16 protein-coding genes are annotated in these 14,941 nt (G+C 63.4%); 13 read left to right on the plus strand and 3 right to left on the minus strand.

The features are described from left to right. The first annotated feature begins 227 nt into the window (after positions 1 to 227). Both rpmA and VFL62_RS00525 read left to right on the plus strand, forming a co-directional pair. Positions 228 to 497 (plus strand): 50S ribosomal protein L27, encoded by a 270-nt coding sequence (gene rpmA, locus VFL62_RS00520; RefSeq protein WP_325170423.1) that lies wholly within the window; start codon positions 228 to 230, stop codon positions 495 to 497. A 160-nt stretch (positions 498 to 657) separates the two neighbouring features. Beyond that, positions 658 to 1,248, plus strand: coding sequence for a GNAT family N-acetyltransferase (locus VFL62_RS00525; protein WP_325170424.1), 591 nt, complete (start codon positions 658 to 660; stop codon positions 1,246 to 1,248). Positions 1,249 to 1,253: 5 nt separating this feature from the next. Here the strand turns inward: VFL62_RS00525 and VFL62_RS00530 are convergent, their stop codons facing one another. Beyond that, positions 1,254 to 2,171 carry a DMT family transporter gene (locus VFL62_RS00530; protein ID WP_325170425.1) on the minus strand — a complete coding sequence of 306 codons (918 nt, stop codon included), beginning with the start codon at positions 2,169 to 2,171 and terminating at the stop codon, positions 1,254 to 1,256. A 279-nt stretch (positions 2,172 to 2,450) separates the two neighbouring features. Here VFL62_RS00530 and obgE point away from each other — a divergent pair, with 279 nt between their 5' ends. The 11 genes from obgE to VFL62_RS00585 all read left to right on the plus strand — a co-directional run bounded on the left by obgE (position 2,451) and on the right by VFL62_RS00585 (position 13,539). Continuing rightward, positions 2,451 to 3,515, plus strand: a complete 1,065-nt coding sequence (obgE, locus tag VFL62_RS00535) for a GTPase ObgE (RefSeq protein WP_325170426.1) — start codon at positions 2,451 to 2,453, stop codon at positions 3,513 to 3,515. 244 nt (positions 3,516 to 3,759) lie between these two features. Beyond that, positions 3,760 to 4,902, plus strand: a complete 1,143-nt coding sequence (gene proB, locus VFL62_RS00540; RefSeq protein ID WP_325170427.1) for a glutamate 5-kinase — start codon at positions 3,760 to 3,762, stop codon at positions 4,900 to 4,902. A gap of 142 nt (positions 4,903 to 5,044) precedes the next feature. Beyond that, the gene (locus VFL62_RS00545) at positions 5,045 to 6,337 is read left to right on the plus strand and encodes a glutamate-5-semialdehyde dehydrogenase (protein WP_325170428.1); all 1,293 of its coding nucleotides are present in this window, start codon (positions 5,045 to 5,047) and stop codon (positions 6,335 to 6,337) included. A gap of 31 nt (positions 6,338 to 6,368) precedes the next feature. Next, positions 6,369 to 7,010, plus strand: coding sequence for a nicotinate-nucleotide adenylyltransferase (locus VFL62_RS00550; protein WP_325170429.1), 642 nt, complete (start codon positions 6,369 to 6,371; stop codon positions 7,008 to 7,010). Between the two features lie 300 nt (positions 7,011 to 7,310). Next, positions 7,311 to 7,667 (plus strand): ribosome silencing factor, encoded by a 357-nt coding sequence (gene rsfS, locus VFL62_RS00555; protein ID WP_325170430.1) that lies wholly within the window; start codon positions 7,311 to 7,313, stop codon positions 7,665 to 7,667. Between the two features lie 100 nt (positions 7,668 to 7,767). Next, a complete protein-coding gene (gene rlmH / locus VFL62_RS00560) occupies positions 7,768 to 8,250 on the plus strand; it encodes a 23S rRNA (pseudouridine(1915)-N(3))-methyltransferase RlmH (protein WP_325170431.1) in 483 nt (160 codons plus the stop codon). Between the two features lie 96 nt (positions 8,251 to 8,346). Next, positions 8,347 to 9,678, plus strand: a complete 1,332-nt coding sequence (locus VFL62_RS00565; protein ID WP_325170432.1) for a murein hydrolase activator EnvC family protein — start codon at positions 8,347 to 8,349, stop codon at positions 9,676 to 9,678. After that, positions 9,675 to 11,051, plus strand: coding sequence for a S41 family peptidase (locus VFL62_RS00570; RefSeq protein WP_325170433.1), 1,377 nt, complete (start codon positions 9,675 to 9,677; stop codon positions 11,049 to 11,051). The genes VFL62_RS00565 and VFL62_RS00570 overlap by 4 nt, the downstream gene beginning before the upstream one ends. Positions 11,052 to 11,238: 187 nt before the next feature. After that, positions 11,239 to 12,450 (plus strand): divergent polysaccharide deacetylase family protein, encoded by a 1,212-nt coding sequence (locus VFL62_RS00575; protein ID WP_325170434.1) that lies wholly within the window; start codon positions 11,239 to 11,241, stop codon positions 12,448 to 12,450. Between the two features lie 24 nt (positions 12,451 to 12,474). Continuing rightward, on the plus strand, positions 12,475 to 12,981 hold the full coding sequence (locus VFL62_RS00580; protein ID WP_325170435.1) for an RNA pyrophosphohydrolase: 507 nt from the start codon (positions 12,475 to 12,477) through the stop codon (positions 12,979 to 12,981). 54 nt (positions 12,982 to 13,035) lie between these two features. Then, a complete protein-coding gene (locus tag VFL62_RS00585; RefSeq protein ID WP_325170436.1) occupies positions 13,036 to 13,539 on the plus strand; it encodes an RNA pyrophosphohydrolase in 504 nt (167 codons plus the stop codon). 167 nt (positions 13,540 to 13,706) lie between these two features. Here VFL62_RS00585 and VFL62_RS00590 read toward each other — a convergent pair whose 3' ends face one another. Further along, entirely contained in the window at positions 13,707 to 14,114 is a 408-nt protein-coding gene (locus VFL62_RS00590; RefSeq protein WP_325170437.1) for a F0F1 ATP synthase subunit epsilon, read from the minus strand. A gap of 88 nt (positions 14,115 to 14,202) precedes the next feature. Beyond that, the coding region (gene atpD / locus VFL62_RS00595) for a F0F1 ATP synthase subunit beta (RefSeq protein ID WP_325170438.1) at positions 14,203 to 14,941 on the minus strand (739 nt) is incomplete at its 5' end.

Consider the following 14,941-nt stretch of genomic DNA (forward strand, 5'->3'; position numbering starts at 1 on the left):
CCCGAGAAGAAGGTGGTGGCGAAGACCGAAGATGATGGCGACGAGGCGCCGAAGGCCGCCAAGAAAGCGGCAGCGAAGAAGCCGGCCGCGAAGAAGGCCGCCGCCAAGCCTGCGGCAAAGAAGGCGCCGACCAAAAAGAAGTGATACGTTCAGAAGAGCGTGTCAAAAAGTGAAATGAATTCGTCAACGAATTGATCTAAAGACGACGTAGAAGTTGGAGACGAGCCATGGCTCACAAAAAAGCAGGCGGTTCATCACGTAACGGCCGCGATTCCGCGGGCAAGCGCCTCGGCATCAAGGCCTATGGCGGCGAACATGTGATTCCCGGCAACATTATCGCGCGTCAGCGCGGCACGACCTGGCATCCCGGCCTTAATGTCGGCATGGGCACCGACCATACTCTCTTTGCGAAGGTGGAAGGCCGTGTCGAGTTTCGTGCGAAAACCGGCGGCCGCACCTTCGTATCGGTGATTCCGATGACGGAGGCGGCCGAGTAAACGGTGGAATTTGAAAGATTCCGCCGGGTCCTGTTGAACCGGCGGAGCATATAAGGGCTCCAAGGGGAGGCGGGAAACCGGCCTCCCCTTTTCTGTTGCGCGCCTGTCGCTAACGAAGGCCGCAACATTCCAAGAGTGGTCACTCAAGGAGCCCTTACAGATGTTGCAGGATATCCCGCCGCCAACGTTGCGCGAGGCTGGACGTTGCGTTCTCGAGACCGAGCGGCTGACGCTGCGCCGGCCGACGCTCGCCGACGTCAACGCGATCGCGCGTCTGGCCGGCGATCGTCGCATCGCGCAGAATACCCGCCTGCCGCATCCCTATTTGCAAGACCACGCCGTCGAGTTTGTGCGCAATGTGGCGAATTCGCCGCGCGAAGCCGTGTTCCTGATCGAGCATAACTACAAGCCGATCGGAGCGGTCGGCGCCAGCTGGCGCGAAGCGGACGCGCCGGAGCTCGGCTATTGGCTCGGTGTCGATCATTGGGGGCAAGGCTTTGCCACCGAGGCCGCTCGCGCGGTGCTCGATTACACCTTCGAAGAGTTCGACATCGCCTTCATCCGCTCCTTTGCGCGGGTCACCAATCCGGCGTCGCGCAACATTCTGGAGAAATGCGGCTTCCAGTGGAGCGGCGTCGAGCTGCATCGCTTCCAGTCGCTGGGATCGTCGGCGCCGGTCGACTGCTTTCGCTTGACCCGCGGCGTCTGGGCGTCGCTGAAGAACTGGGGCAGCTCGACACGGCGCACCTAGCGTCTTCAGGCGGGCGGGCTGATCTCCGCCTTCTCCCGCCCGAGTTGCCGCTCGCGCAGGAAGATATAGAGCCCGGCGCCGATGATGACGACGGCACCGACCGCGGTCGACAGCTGTGGCACATCGCCAAACACGACGTAGCCGAATGCGACCGCCCAGACGATCATCGTATATTGGTACGGCACCACGGTGCTCGCGGGCGCGAGCTTCAGCGAGCGGTTGACGCAGAACAGGGCGCAAGCCGAAATCGCGCCCGCCGCGAAGAACAGGACAAGACTGTTCCACGTCGGCGTCACCCAGCCCGCCGGCGCGATCGAAAGGCCGAACACCAGCCCACCCGCGAACTGCACCGAGGCCAGCACAATGTCGGGCGTGGTGCGCAACAGCCGCGTGGTCAGCAGCGAACAGGAAAAGGCCAGGCTGCCGCCGAGCGCAATCATCGCCGGCCAGGTAATCGTCTGAGCTGAGGGCTGAAGCGCGATCAAGACGCCGCCGAATCCGATCAGGATCGCGCTCCAGCGCCGCCATCCAATGCGCTCGCCCAAGACCAAAGCCGACAACGCGGTCACGAAAATCGGCGTCGCCTGGTAGTAAGTGACGACATCGGCCAGCGGCAGATAGACGGTCGCGAGAAAGAAGGCGGCAATCTCCAGCGTCGACAATACGACGCGCAGCAGCTGCAACCTGGGCCGGTCCATGTGGCGGAATTCGGCGCGGCGGCGCCAGATCGACGGGCCCATCAGCATGAACGCCGCGCAGGAGCGCAGCAGCATGAGCTGCCCGACTGAATAAGTCGCCACGATATACTTGCCGAGCGCGTCCCCAAACGCGAACATGGCCACCGCCGTCAGCATCAAGAGGATGCCGGCAAGGCGTGTGGAACGGTCGTCGGAGACGGAAGATATCGTTGCGCGAAGGTTCATCGAACGGATGGCTGGAACAGTCGTGGTGCCCACCTATCAGACAGGCTCCATTCGCTCCAGTTCTGATACCCGAAGTTCGCATCATCTCACAGCTCCAGGTTTGCGAACTTCGGAATCAAAAGGACCCTGGCAAGCCAATGTTCTGGTGTGGCATTGCTGCCATCGAAACTGCCGTCGTCCATCAAAGAGCGCGCTAAAAAACCCTGAAATTAAGGCTTCCGGCGAAAAACGCCAATTTGCAGGGTTGCCGCAGCGCGGCCCCTGACTTACGTGTACGCCATGAAATTTCTCGACGAAGCCAAGGTGTATATCCGCTCCGGCGACGGTGGAAACGGCTGCGTAGCCTTCCGCCGCGAAAAGTATGTCGAGTTCGGCGGCCCCTCGGGCGGTAATGGTGGGCGCGGCGGCGATGTCATCGTCGAAGTCGTCGACGGGCTGAACACCCTGATCGACTATCGCTACCAGCAGCACTTCAAGGCCCAGAAGGGCGTCAATGGCATGGGCAAGGACCGCCATGGCGCCAACGGCAAGTCGATCGTGCTCAAGGTGCCGGTCGGAACGCAGATCTTCGACGAAGACAAGACGACGCTGATCCACGATTTCACGACGCTCGGCGAACGTTTCGTGCTGGCGGAAGGCGGCAATGGCGGTTTCGGCAACGCGCATTTCAAATCCTCGACCAACCGCGCGCCACGCAATGCCAATCCCGGTGAGGTCGGCGAGGAACGCTGGATCTGGCTGCGGCTGAAGCTGATCGCGGACGCCGGCCTTGTCGGGCTGCCCAATGCCGGCAAGTCGACCTTCCTGTCGAAGGTCAGCGCCGCAAAGCCGAAGATCGCCGATTATCCCTTCACGACGATGCATCCGCAGCTCGGCGTCGTCAATGTGGCCGGCCGCGAGTTCGTGCTCGCCGATATTCCGGGCCTGATCGAAGGCGCCCATGAGGGCGCGGGCCTCGGCGACCGCTTTCTCGGCCACGTCGAGCGCTGCCGTGTCTTGCTTCATCTTGTCGATGCGACCTGCGAACACGCCGGCAAGGCCTACAAGACGGTGCGCGCCGAGCTTGAGGCTTATGCGGGCAATCTCGCCGACAAGATCGAGATCGTCGCCTTGAACAAGATCGACGCAGTCGATCCGGACGAGCTCAAGAAGCAGAAGGACCGGCTGAAGCGCGCTTCGAAGAAGACGCCGCTATTGATCTCGGGTGTCACTGGCGAGGGTGTCGAGGCCGCGTTGCGCGCGCTCGTCGAAGTGATTGGCGAAGCTCCGGTCTCCAACAAGGCCAAGAGCGGCGCACAGGCCGAAGCAGCTCAGGCCGAGCCTTGGGCGCCGCCGCAGGGCTAGTCCCGTAACGGCCTATTGCCTGTACTGTCGCCTAGAGCCCCGATTCCGAAGTTCGCAACCTATCGCAGCGATCTCTGATGCGAACTTCGGAAGCGATGGAGCTCTGGTAAATTTAATCTCTGGTGCGGCTTTGAATTTGAAGTTCCTATCTCGAACTTGCCGCGATACTGATAGGAACTTCAAATTCGCCGCACTAGCCTGACTGTAACACCGTCCCTGTCGAAGCGCTGCTCGCAACATCACCATGGCCCGTCTTAGTTTAAAAAATTTCCGCCGCATCGTCGTCAAGGTCGGCTCCTCGCTGCTGATCGATTCGGCGGCCGGCGAGGTGCGCGCGGCCTGGCTGACGGCGCTGGCGGGCGACCTCGCCAAACTGCATGGCGAGGGCCGCGACGTGCTCGTGGTCTCATCCGGCTCGATTGCGCTCGGGCGGAGCCGGTTGAAGCTGCCACGCGGGACGCTGAAGCTTGAGGAAAGCCAGGCGGCGGCCGCGGTTGGACAGATCGCGCTCGCCCGCATCTGGTCGGAAGTCCTGGGCGCGCATGGCATCGGCTCGGGCCAGATCCTGGTGACCTTGCAGGACACCGAAGAACGCCGCCGCTATCTCAATGCGCGATCGACGATCGCCAAGCTTCTGGAATGGCGCGCGGTGCCGATCATCAACGAGAATGACACGGTCGCCACCAACGAGATCCGTTATGGCGACAATGACCGTCTCGCCGCCCGTGTTGCCACCATGGCGAGCGCAGACCTCCTGATCCTGCTCTCGGACATCGACGGCCTCTACACCGCGCCGCCCGCCGCCAATCCAAATGCCAAGCTGATCCCGGTCGTGGAGTCCGTGACGTCGGAGATCGAGGCGATGGCGGGCGCGGCCGAGTCCGAACTGTCGCGCGGCGGCATGTACACCAAGATCGAGGCGGCCAAGATCGCCACCACCGCCGGCACGCATATGCTGATCGCGTCCGGCAAGATCGAGCATCCGTTGCAGGCGATCGCCTCTGGCGGCCGCTGCACCTGGTTCCTGACGCCGGCCAATCCGGTCACCGCGCGCAAGCGCTGGATCGCAGGCTCGCTCGAACCAAAGGGCACGCTGACCATCGATGCTGGCGCGGTGAACGCCTTGCGCGCCGGCAAGAGCCTGCTGCCGGCCGGCGTGATCCGCATCGATGGCCAGTTCGCCCGCGGCGATGCCGTGGTGGTACGCGGACCCGACACCCATGAGATCGGGCGCGGACTTGTCGCCTACGACGCCGAGGACGCCGAGAAGATCAAGGGCCGTTCGTCGCCCGACGTCCTGGCCATCCTCGGCGTCAGCGGCCGCGCCGAAATGATCCACCGCGACGACCTCGTCATCGGGCCGAGCGGGTCCCTCCCGGCCAAATAGGCCAATGGCCGACCAGAGCTCCGATTTGCGACAGATTCCGGCTATTCGCCGGGCCGCACCCTGCCCTGCAATCCGGTTCCGGCAGTCGCAAACAGCGGATTTCCATGCTAAAGCATGATCTTAGATAAGGACCCGTACGGAAATGACAGCCCCGCTGAAGGCCATCGACGGCAACGCCGATCTGACCGACCTGATGAACGCTCTCGCCGCGCAAGCGCGCGACGCGGCGCGGATGCTGTCGCTTGCGCCAGCGGAGCAGAAGAACCGCGCGCTGGAGGCCATCGAGCGCGCGATCCGCGCCAATTCCGCTGATATTCTTGCCGCCAATGCCGAAGACGTCGCTGACGTTCGCGCCAACGGCGCCACCTCGGCCTTCATCGACCGCCTGACGCTGACGCCGGGCCGGATCGAGGCCATGGCCGACGGCGTCGCCACTGTCCGCGCGATCGACGATCCCGTTGGCGTGGTGACCGAGCGCTGGCAGCGCCCGAACGGCATGACCATCGAACGCGTGCGCGTGCCGCTTGGCGTGGTCGCGGTGATCTTCGAAAGCCGCCCCAACGTCGCCGCCGATGCCGGCGTGCTCTGTTTGAAATCCGGCAACGCGGTCATTCTGCGCGGCGGCTCCGACAGTTTCCGTTCCTGCCGCGCGATCCATCACTGCCTGGTGCAGGGCCTGCGCGAGGCGGGCCTTCCTGAGGCGGCCATCACGCTGGTGCCGACGCGTGACCGCGCCGCGGTCGGCCTGTTGCTGACGGGCTTGAACGGCGCCATCGATGTGATCGTGCCGCGCGGCGGCAAGAGCCTGGTCGGACGCGTCGAAGCGGAAGCGCGCGTGCCGGTGTTCGCGCATCTCGAAGGCGTCAACCACGTCTACGTCGATCACGCCGCCAATCTGGAGATGGCGAAATCAATCGTCTTGAATGCCAAGATGCGCCGGACCGGCGTCTGCGGCGCGGCCGAAACCCTGCTGGTCGATCGCAAGGGCGCCTCGACCTCGCTGAAGCCGCTGGTCGAAATGCTGATCGAGGCCGGCTGCGAAGTGCGCGGCGACGAGATGGTGCAGCACGTCGATTCGCGCGTGAAGCCCGCTTCCGACGAAGACTGGGACACCGAATACGAGGATGCGATCATCGCCGCCAAGGTCGTCGACGGCCTCGATGACGCAATCGCGCATATCCACAATCACGGCTCGCACCACACCGATGCGATCGTGACCGAGGATCAGGCCGCCGCCGATAAATTCCTCAACGAGGTCGATTCGGCGATCGTTCTGCACAATGCATCGACGCAATTTGCCGATGGCGGCGAATTCGGTTTCGGCGCCGAGATCGGCATTGCCACCGGCCGGTTTCACGCGCGCGGCCCGGTGGGCGCCGAGCAATTGACGAGTTTCAAATACCGCGTTCACGGCACAGGGCAGACCCGGCCGTGATCAGCACAAAGGCGCGCCAGCGGGGAACGCGTTGAGCAAGGTCTGTTCCGCCTCCTCAACCGTGGCCTCCGCCCTCCCGCCTTATGTCGACGGCATGCGCATCGGCCTGCTCGGCGGTTCGTTCGATCCGCCGCATCTTGCGCATCGCGCCATCAGCCTGTTCGCGATCAAGCGCCTGAAGCTCGACCGCGTGTGGTGGCTGGTGACACCAGGCAATCCACTCAAGTCTGACCGTGCTCCGCATGCGCTCAACGAGCGAATGGAGGCCGCACGCCGGCTCGCGCATGATCCACGCATCGACGTCAGTTGTCTCGAATCCGTCATCGGAACGCGCTATACTGCCGACACGATTAGATATTTGTGCCGCCGCGCATCCGGCCTGCACTTTGTCTGGATCATGGGAGCGGACAATCTTGCGCAATTCCACCGCTGGCATGATTGGCGGCATATCGCATCCGAGGTCCCGATCGCTGTGATCGATCGTCCGCCGCAAAGCTTTCGTGCGCTGGCTTCGCCGACCGCCCAGGCTCTTGCGCGCTACCGCATACCGGAAAATCAAGCGGGCCGCCTTGCCGGGCTGCGCACGCCGGCGTGGGTATTTCTCACCGGACTGAAACTGCATCTGTCATCGACCGGCCTGCGAAACCAGGACGGAAGCTGGAGAACGGTTTGAGGTCGGGAGCCGACCTTGAAGCATCAAATTACCGGCCGCCACATTTGCCGAAGTTCATGTCGGGAACGGCCACAAATGGAGCTATTGAACTTCGGGAGCGGCATGTTGGGGACTGGATATTGAAACCATTAACCCCACATGCATAGAATGGTGGCGGGCGCCAGAAGGATTCGGGCGTTCGCGATACAGTGAAAGGAATGGTCCCTGGCCACGTCTGTATTGTCCAAGTCTGTTTTACCCAAGGTTTCTAAGCAGACCGCAACCAAACCCGCGCGTAAAACATCGACCCAAGCTGCGGCCTTGAAGGCGCAACCAGACGCCGACAAGACCCTGAAAATGATCCTCTCCCGCCTCGACGACATGAAGGCGGAAGACACGGTCACCATCGACCTTCGCGGCAAATCGGCATTTTCCGACTACATGGTCGTCACCACCGGCCGGGCGAACCGGCACGTTGGCGCGATCGCGGAGAACGTCGCCAAAGGTCTCAAAGAGAGTGGGCTCAAAAATCCCCACGTCGAAGGCCTGCCCAATTGCGATTGGGTGCTGATCGACACCGGGGATGTGATCCTCCACATCTTCAGGCCCGAGGTCCGCGAATTCTACAATCTGGAAAGATTGTGGATGCAGGGTCCGGCGACCGCGAAGGCGATCTAGCGGCAAGACCGGGTTTGGAGTTAAGGCATTTGCTTCCTGGGCCTCGTCCCGGAGGGCGGTGAATGTCAACCTCGCAAACCCAATCCGGCGGCCTGGCTGAATGCGCCTTTTCGTTATTGCCATCGGACGGCTGAAGCAGGGACCGGAGCGGGAACTGGCCGAACGCTATCGCGAGCGGTTCGACGACGTCAGTCGCAAGCTCGGGTTTCGCGGGCTCGAAGTTCACGAGCTAGCGGAGAGCCGGGCGCGGGACGCCAACACCCGCATCGCCGAGGAGACCGCGGCGATCGGAGCGGCGATCCCGCCAAAGTCCGTGGTGGTTGCCCTCGACGAGCGCGGCGATAACATCGACAGCGGCACCTTTGCCCGCCATCTGGCCCGTTGGCGCGACGATCAGGTCGCCAACACTATTTTCGTCATCGGCGGCGCGGACGGACTTTCGCCCGAATTGCGGCGCATGGCTCAGATCAGGATGGCGTTCGGCGCCGCGACCTGGCCGCACCAGATGGTGCGCGTCATGCTTTTCGAACAGATTTACCGTGCCGCCACCATCTTGGCGGGCCACCCCTATCACCGCGCATGAGCGCGCATCGCGCTCGCGCAAGGCACAACTGGATTGATGCAATCGCTACGGAACAATCCACACCTCTGCGGCGCCGCGCGGCGCGATGTCAGGCTGGTGCCCACTTTCCGAAGTTCGTGCTCCATCGCAACGGCGATCTTCGTTTCCGCAAGTCTGGCCGTCGTCGGCGCTCCTGTACTGGCGCAGGTTGCGGCACCGGCCCCGCAACCGGTCGCATCACCGGATGCGATCAAGCAGCGCGAGCAGGAACTGGAAGCGACACGCGCGCAGCAAAAGAGTTCGGCTGAAACTCAAGCGCAGCTCAAAGCCGAGATTGCGGCGCTCGGCCAGGATCGCAGCAAACTCAATGCGCAGTTGATCGATGTCGCGGCGCAAGTCCGCGCCATCGAGACCAGGATCGGCGATGCCGAGACGCGGCTTCGCCCGCTCGATGCCCGCGAGCAGGAGATCAGAGGCTCGCTCGATTCGCGGCGCGCCGAAGTGGTGGAAGTGCTGGCGGCTTTGCAGCGTGCCGGACGCCGGACCCCGCCGGCCTTGCTGGTCCGGCCTGAAGACGCACTGCAATCGCTACGTACCGCGATTTTGCTCGGATCGGTGGTGCCTGAACTGCGCGCCCGCGCCGAGGCGCTTGCCAGGGACCTTTCCGAACTCGTCGCCCTGCGCAAGTCGATCGGCAGCGAGCGCGATCGTCTGGCCGCCGACCGCGACCGCCTCAGGGACGACCAGACACGCCTTGCGGCTCTGGTCGAGGAGCGTCAGCGCAAGCAAAGCGGGATCGAGAAGGACCTCGAGAGCGAAGGCGCACGCGCCGTTGCGCTGTCCAAACAGGTCGACAGCCTGCAGGGCCTGATCAACAAGATGGAACAGGACGTCAAGAGCGCGGCGAAAGCCGCAGCCGCCGCCACCTTGCAGGGAACGCCCAGTACCGCCGACGGCAAGCCCAATCTCGGCGGCCTCAAAAACCCGTCCCGGATGAGTCCGGCGATCGCTTTCGCCTCGGCCAAGGGATTGCTGGCGCTGCCGGTGAATGGCGTGAAAATACGGGAATTTGGCGGTTCCGACGGTGCGGGCGGCGTCGAAAAAGGCATTTCTTTGGCAGCCCGAGCCGGTGCACAGGTCACAACCCCGTGTGACGGCTGGGTCGTTTACGCTGGCCCGTTCCGCAGCTACGGACAACTCTTGATCCTCAACGCCGGGGGCGGGTATCATGTCCTGATCGCCGGAATGGGGCGCATTTCGGTTAACATCGGACAGTTTGTTCTTACGGGGGAGCCGGTCGCGACCATGGGGACAACCTCCCAGGTCGCATCGATACTGGCAACGAACGCCAGTCAACCGGTGCTCTACATCGAGTTTCGTAAGGACGGCACTCCCATTGATCCAGGCCCATGGTGGGCCGCAAATGAAGGCGAAAAGGTTCGCGGATGATGCGCAAGACTTCTCTCATTCTCCTTAGCGCCGCCACTGGCGCGGCATTGACGCTCTTCGTGACCCAGCCGCGCGCGGTGATGATGGGCTCGATGGCGCGTGCCTCGACGTCGGACACTTATCGCCAGCTCAACCTGTTTGGCGACGTGTTCGAGCGCGTGCGCAGCGACTATGTGGAGAAGCCGGACGACAGCAAGCTGGTCGAATCCGCCATCAGCGGCATGCTTGCCGGCCTCGATCCGCATTCCAGCTACATGGATGCCAAGAGCTTCCGCGACATGCAGGTGCAGACCCGCGGCGAATTCGGCGGACTTGGCATCGAAGTCACGATGGAAGACGGCCTGATCAAGGTGGTATCGCCGATCGACGATACCCCGGCCTCCAAGGCCGGCATTCTCGCCAACGACCTCATCACCATGCTCGACGACGAGCAGGTGCAGGGCCTGACCCTCAACCAGGCGGTTGAGAAGATGCGCGGCCCCGTCAATACCAAGATCCGTCTGAAGGTCATCCGCAAGGGCGTCGACAATCCGATGGATATCACGCTGGTGCGCGACAATATCCGCGTCCGCTCGGTGCGTGCGCGCGTCGAGGACGACGATATCGCCTATATCCGCATCACCACCTTCAACGAGCAGACCACCGAAGGCTTGAAGAAGGAAATGGCGAACCTGCAGAACCAGCTCGGCGACAAGCTGAAGGGCTACATCATCGATCTGCGCAACAATCCCGGCGGTTTGCTGGAAGAGGCCGTGACGGTTTCCGACGCGTTCCTCGAGCGCGGCGAAATCGTCTCGACCCGCGGCCGCAACGCCGAGGAAACCCAGCGCCGCTCGGCGCGTCCGGGCGACCTCGCGAAGGGCAAGCCGGTCATCGTCCTGATCAACGGCGGATCGGCTTCGGCGTCTGAAATCGTCGCCGGTGCCCTGCAGGACCACAAGCGCGCGACGCTGATCGGCACCCGTTCGTTCGGCAAGGGTTCGGTGCAGACCATCATCCCGCTCGGTGCCGGCAACGGCGCGCTGCGGCTGACCACGGCGCGCTATTACACGCCGTCCGGCAAGTCGATTCAGGCCAAGGGTATCGTACCCGACATCGAAGTGCTGCAGGACGTGCCGGACGAGCTGAAGGCGCGGACCGACACCAAGGGTGAGGCTTCGCTGCGCGGCCATCTGAAGAACGATGGCGACGAGAAGACCGGCTCGCAGTCTTATGTGCCGCCGGATCCCAAGAACGACAAGGCGCTGAAGATGGCCGACGATCTCCTGCACGGCGTGAAGGTCAACGCCAGCGCACCGGCATCGGCATCCGATGACAAGTCGACGGACAAGGCCTCGGTCGAGCGGACGCCTTCCAACAAGGAAGCCAACTGACCTGCTATTGGCCGGTATTCTTCTATCGAGGGCGGCCTGTGGGCCGCCCTTTTTGTTTGGCGCTGGATAGCCGCCGAATGCCAGGTTCCGCGGCGCGGCCGCTTGGCGCCCCGTTTCCGAAGTTCGCGCAGATCGGCGGTGCCGGGGTCGCCGTGGTATCTTAAGCCCCGATTGATTCGGGGATTCGATGGCAGAGGCGGCTGACGAGCTGAGCGCTCCGCTGGGACGGGAAGGCGTGCGCCGCAAGCGCCGTTTCCGGCTGCCTTTTACCGGCAAACAGCTCTTGGCGGCGCTGCTCGGACTGTTTCTGGCGACATTTGCCGGCTATGCGCTGTTCCACGACGACCCGCTCGGCGGCGAGCCGCGGGTGGGAATCGCCATTGCGCCGCCGACCGGCGCAGACAAGGCGGCCGCCAAGTCCCCCGAAGCACCGGCCGACAAATCGGCGCACCAGGCCGAACCCGCGCACGGCAAAGCCGGCCCCGCCGCCGAACAGCGCACCGTCACCATCATCGATGGCTCCAGCGGCGCGCGTCACGACGTGACGATTGGCGGCGGCGAGACGACCGACAGGGACGCGGGCGCCTCGCCCGCCGTCATGTCCGGAATAGACCCCCGGCTTCTGGAGAAGTCGCGCTACGGCATGATTCCCACCGCCGCTGACGGGTTGAAGCCCGTCACCGTCTACGCCGGCGAGGCCGATCGCGCCAAGGCGGCAAAGATGCCGATCGTGGCCATCGTTGTCGGCGGCCTTGGCGTGGGCGCGGCCAAGACCGTCGATGCCATCCTGAAATTGCCAGCCGCAGTGACGCTGGCGTTCACCCCTTACGGATCGGACCCGGGCAAGCTGGTCGAACGGGCGCGCGCGCAGCATCATGAGATTCTGCTGCAGATCCCGATGGAGCCTTATGACTATCCCGACAACGACCCGGGACCGCAGACGCTGCTGACGACGCTGGCGCCCGAACAGAATATCGACCGGCTGTATTGGCACCTCAGCCGGTTCCAGGGCTATGCGGGCATTGCCAATTTCATGGGCGCGCGCTTTGTCGCGACCGACACCGCGATGGGACCGATCGTGAAGGAGGCTGCCAAGCGGGGACTTGGGTTGTTCGACGACGGCGCCGCGCGTAGCGTTGCCCCCTCAATGGCGGCAACCCAGGCGGTTCCCTTCGCCAAGGCCGACGTCGCCATCGATGCGGTCCCGACGTCGGGCGAAATCGATCGCGCGCTGGCCAAACTCGAGGGGCTCGCCAAGGAGCGCGGGATGGCGGTCGGCGTCGCCTCGGCGCTGCCGATCTCGATCGAGCGGATCAGTGCCTGGACCCGGACGCTTGACAGCCGTGGCCTGCTGCTCGTGCCATTGACAACCGCGATGCTGAAATCAAAATCAAGCTGAGCGAACGAAAGAGGCCTAGGCGGAATGGCACGTTACGAAGACCTGCCCTATCGGACCTGTGTCGGTATGATGCTGATCAACGCAGCCGGGCTCGTCTTCATCGGTCGTCGCGCCGGCGGTATTGAGCATGTTGACGAGTCCCATGTCTGGCAGATGCCGCAAGGCGGCGTCGATCCGGGCGAGGATACCTGGGAAGCCGCCAAGCGTGAACTCTATGAGGAAACCAACGTTCGCTCGCTCGAAAAGCTGGGCGAGGTCGCGGACTGGCTGGTCTACGACATCCCGCGCACCATCGCCGGCCGCGCCTGGAAGGGCCGCTATCGCGGCCAGCGGCAGAAGTGGTACGCCGTGCGCTTCACCGGCAAGGATGACGAGATCAATGTCGCAAGCCCCGGCGGCGGCGGGCATAAGGCCGAGTTCGTCGGCTGGCGTTGGGAGCCCATGAAAAATCTGCCCGACCTGATCGTTCCGTTCAAACGCCCGGTCTATGAGCGGGTGGTCAAGGAATTCGCCAAGCTCGCCGGCGCCTGAGCTCTCGACCCCGCCCGCGCCGAGGACCCCAATTGCTTCGACCCCAGTTACTTCATGCAAAAGCCTTACCGTCCCAATGTCGGCATTGCGCTCTTTAACGCCGCCGGCATGGTTCTGATCGGGCGGCGATTCAAGGACGACGGCCCCGAGATCATTCTGCCCGGACTCGAATGGCAAATGCCGCAGGGTGGCATCGACGCGCAGGAAGACCCGCGCCAAGCTGTGATGCGCGAACTCTGGGAGGAGACCGGCGTGACGAACGCCGACTATCTCGGCGAGACCGACTGGCTGACTTACGAATTTCCACCCTATTCGGGGCCGGCATCGCATCGGCTGGCGAAGTTTCGCGGCCAGCGGCAAAAATGGTTTGCGCTACGCTTCACCGGTTCCGAACAGGAGATCGATCCGCTGGCATCACGCAACGATCAGCCGCCTGAGTTCGACCAATGGCGCTGGGAGCGCCTTGATCGCGTCGCCGATCTGGTGGTGCCGTTCCGCCGCGACATCTATCTAGCGGTGGCGCGGCAATTTGCCGACTTCGTAACCGCTTCCGCTTAATTCGGTCCGACCAGGAATGCTCCGATCGCAATGACCCGACAATTGCCGTCGCGCCTCGCGCAATTACTCAGCGCTTCAGCGACGGCGGCCTGCTCGGCTGCCCCCCGTCGACGCACTCTTGCTGAGGTACTGATTAAACCGCGCGTGCCGCCGGTCCAGGCGAACGCCTAATGCAGCGCCGTGGTGTTGAGCTCGTGCTGGATGCTCTTGAAATGGTCGAGCCGCTCGAGGGCCTTGTCGAGCTCCGAGCCTTCCTTTTCGCCAAGCTTGGCTTCCATATCGGAAATGGTTTCGGCGAACTTCGCACGGTCGAGTTCGTCGATCGAGGTGGCGACGTCGGCGAGCACCGTCAGGCCCTTATCTGAAACTTCGGCAATGCCGCCGAGCACGATGATCTTCTGCTTCGATCCGCCGGAAATCACCGTGAGAATACCCGGCCGAATTGCCGCTACGACCGGCGCATGACCAGCCAGCACGCCGAAATCGCCTTCGGCACCGGGAACGTCGACCTGATCGACTTCACCAGAGAACGCCATCTTTTCGGGCGAGACGAGATCGAAGTGGAAGGTAGCCATGATGACCCTAGCGAATGGTGAGTAGCGAATAGCGAGTGGCGATAAAGGAGCGCGACTATTCGCTACTCCCTATTCGCCATTCGCCCTCTTACGCCGCTTCGGCGGCCAGTTTCTTGCCCTTTTCGACCGCCTCTTCGATCGTGCCCACCATGTAGAAGGCGGCTTCCGGCAGATGGTCGTACTTACCTTCGCAAAGGCCGCGGAAACCCTTGATGGTGTCGGCGAGGTCGACGAACTTGCCGGGCGAACCGGTGAACACTTCAGCGACGTGGAATGGCTGCGACAGGAAACGCTCGACCTTGCGGGCGCGCGCCACCGTCAGCTTGTCCTCTTCGGACAGTTCGTCCATGCCGAGAATGGCGATGATGTCCTGCAACGATTTGTAGCGCTGCAGCACCTGCTGCACCATGCGCGCGGTGGTGTAGTGCTCCTCGCCGACGACGAGCGGCGACAGCATGCGCGAGGTGGAATCGAGCGGGTCGACCGCCGGATAGATGCCCTTTTCCGAGATCGCGCGCGACAGCACGGTGGTGGCGTCCAAGTGGGCAAACGAAGTGGCGGGCGCCGGGTCGGTCAAGTCGTCGGCCGGCACGTAGATCGCCTGCACCGAGGTGATCGAACCCTTGTTGGTGGTGGTGATGCGCTCCTGCAGCGCGCCCATGTCGGTGGCGAGCGTCGGCTGATAACCCACCGCCGAAGGAATACGGCCGAGCAGCGCCGACACTTCCGAGCCGGCCTGTGTGAAGCGGAAGATGTTGTCGACGAAGAACAGCACGTCCTGGCCCTGGTCGCGGAAGTGCTCGGCGACGGTCAAACCGGTCAGGCCG

Origin of the sequence: Bradyrhizobium sp. (genome assembly GCF_035701725.1) — a bacterium.
Classification (GTDB): domain Bacteria; phylum Pseudomonadota; class Alphaproteobacteria; order Rhizobiales; family Xanthobacteraceae; genus Bradyrhizobium.

Bases quoted from the DNA above. Each gene is read 5' to 3' on its own strand.
- VFL62_RS00530 (WP_325170425.1), bottom strand. From the start codon at position 2,171: ATGAACCTTCGCGCAACGATATCTTCCGTCTCCGACGACCGTTCCACA.
- VFL62_RS00570 (WP_325170433.1), top strand. From the start codon at position 9,675: ATGATGCGCAAGACTTCTCTCATTCTCCTTAGCGCCGCCACTGGCGCG.
- obgE (WP_325170426.1), top strand. From the start codon at position 2,451: ATGAAATTTCTCGACGAAGCCAAGGTGTATATCCGCTCCGGCGACGGT.
- VFL62_RS00575 (WP_325170434.1), top strand. From the start codon at position 11,239: ATGGCAGAGGCGGCTGACGAGCTGAGCGCTCCGCTGGGACGGGAAGGC.
- proB (WP_325170427.1), top strand. From the start codon at position 3,760: ATGGCCCGTCTTAGTTTAAAAAATTTCCGCCGCATCGTCGTCAAGGTC.
- rlmH (WP_325170431.1), top strand. From the start codon at position 7,768: ATGCGCCTTTTCGTTATTGCCATCGGACGGCTGAAGCAGGGACCGGAG.
- VFL62_RS00585 (WP_325170436.1), top strand. From the start codon at position 13,036: ATGCAAAAGCCTTACCGTCCCAATGTCGGCATTGCGCTCTTTAACGCC.
- VFL62_RS00545 (WP_325170428.1), top strand. From the start codon at position 5,045: ATGACAGCCCCGCTGAAGGCCATCGACGGCAACGCCGATCTGACCGAC.
- VFL62_RS00590 (WP_325170437.1), bottom strand. From the start codon at position 14,114: ATGGCTACCTTCCACTTCGATCTCGTCTCGCCCGAAAAGATGGCGTTC.
- rpmA (WP_325170423.1), top strand. From the start codon at position 228: ATGGCTCACAAAAAAGCAGGCGGTTCATCACGTAACGGCCGCGATTCC.
- VFL62_RS00580 (WP_325170435.1), top strand. From the start codon at position 12,475: ATGGCACGTTACGAAGACCTGCCCTATCGGACCTGTGTCGGTATGATG.
- VFL62_RS00525 (WP_325170424.1), top strand. From the start codon at position 658: ATGTTGCAGGATATCCCGCCGCCAACGTTGCGCGAGGCTGGACGTTGC.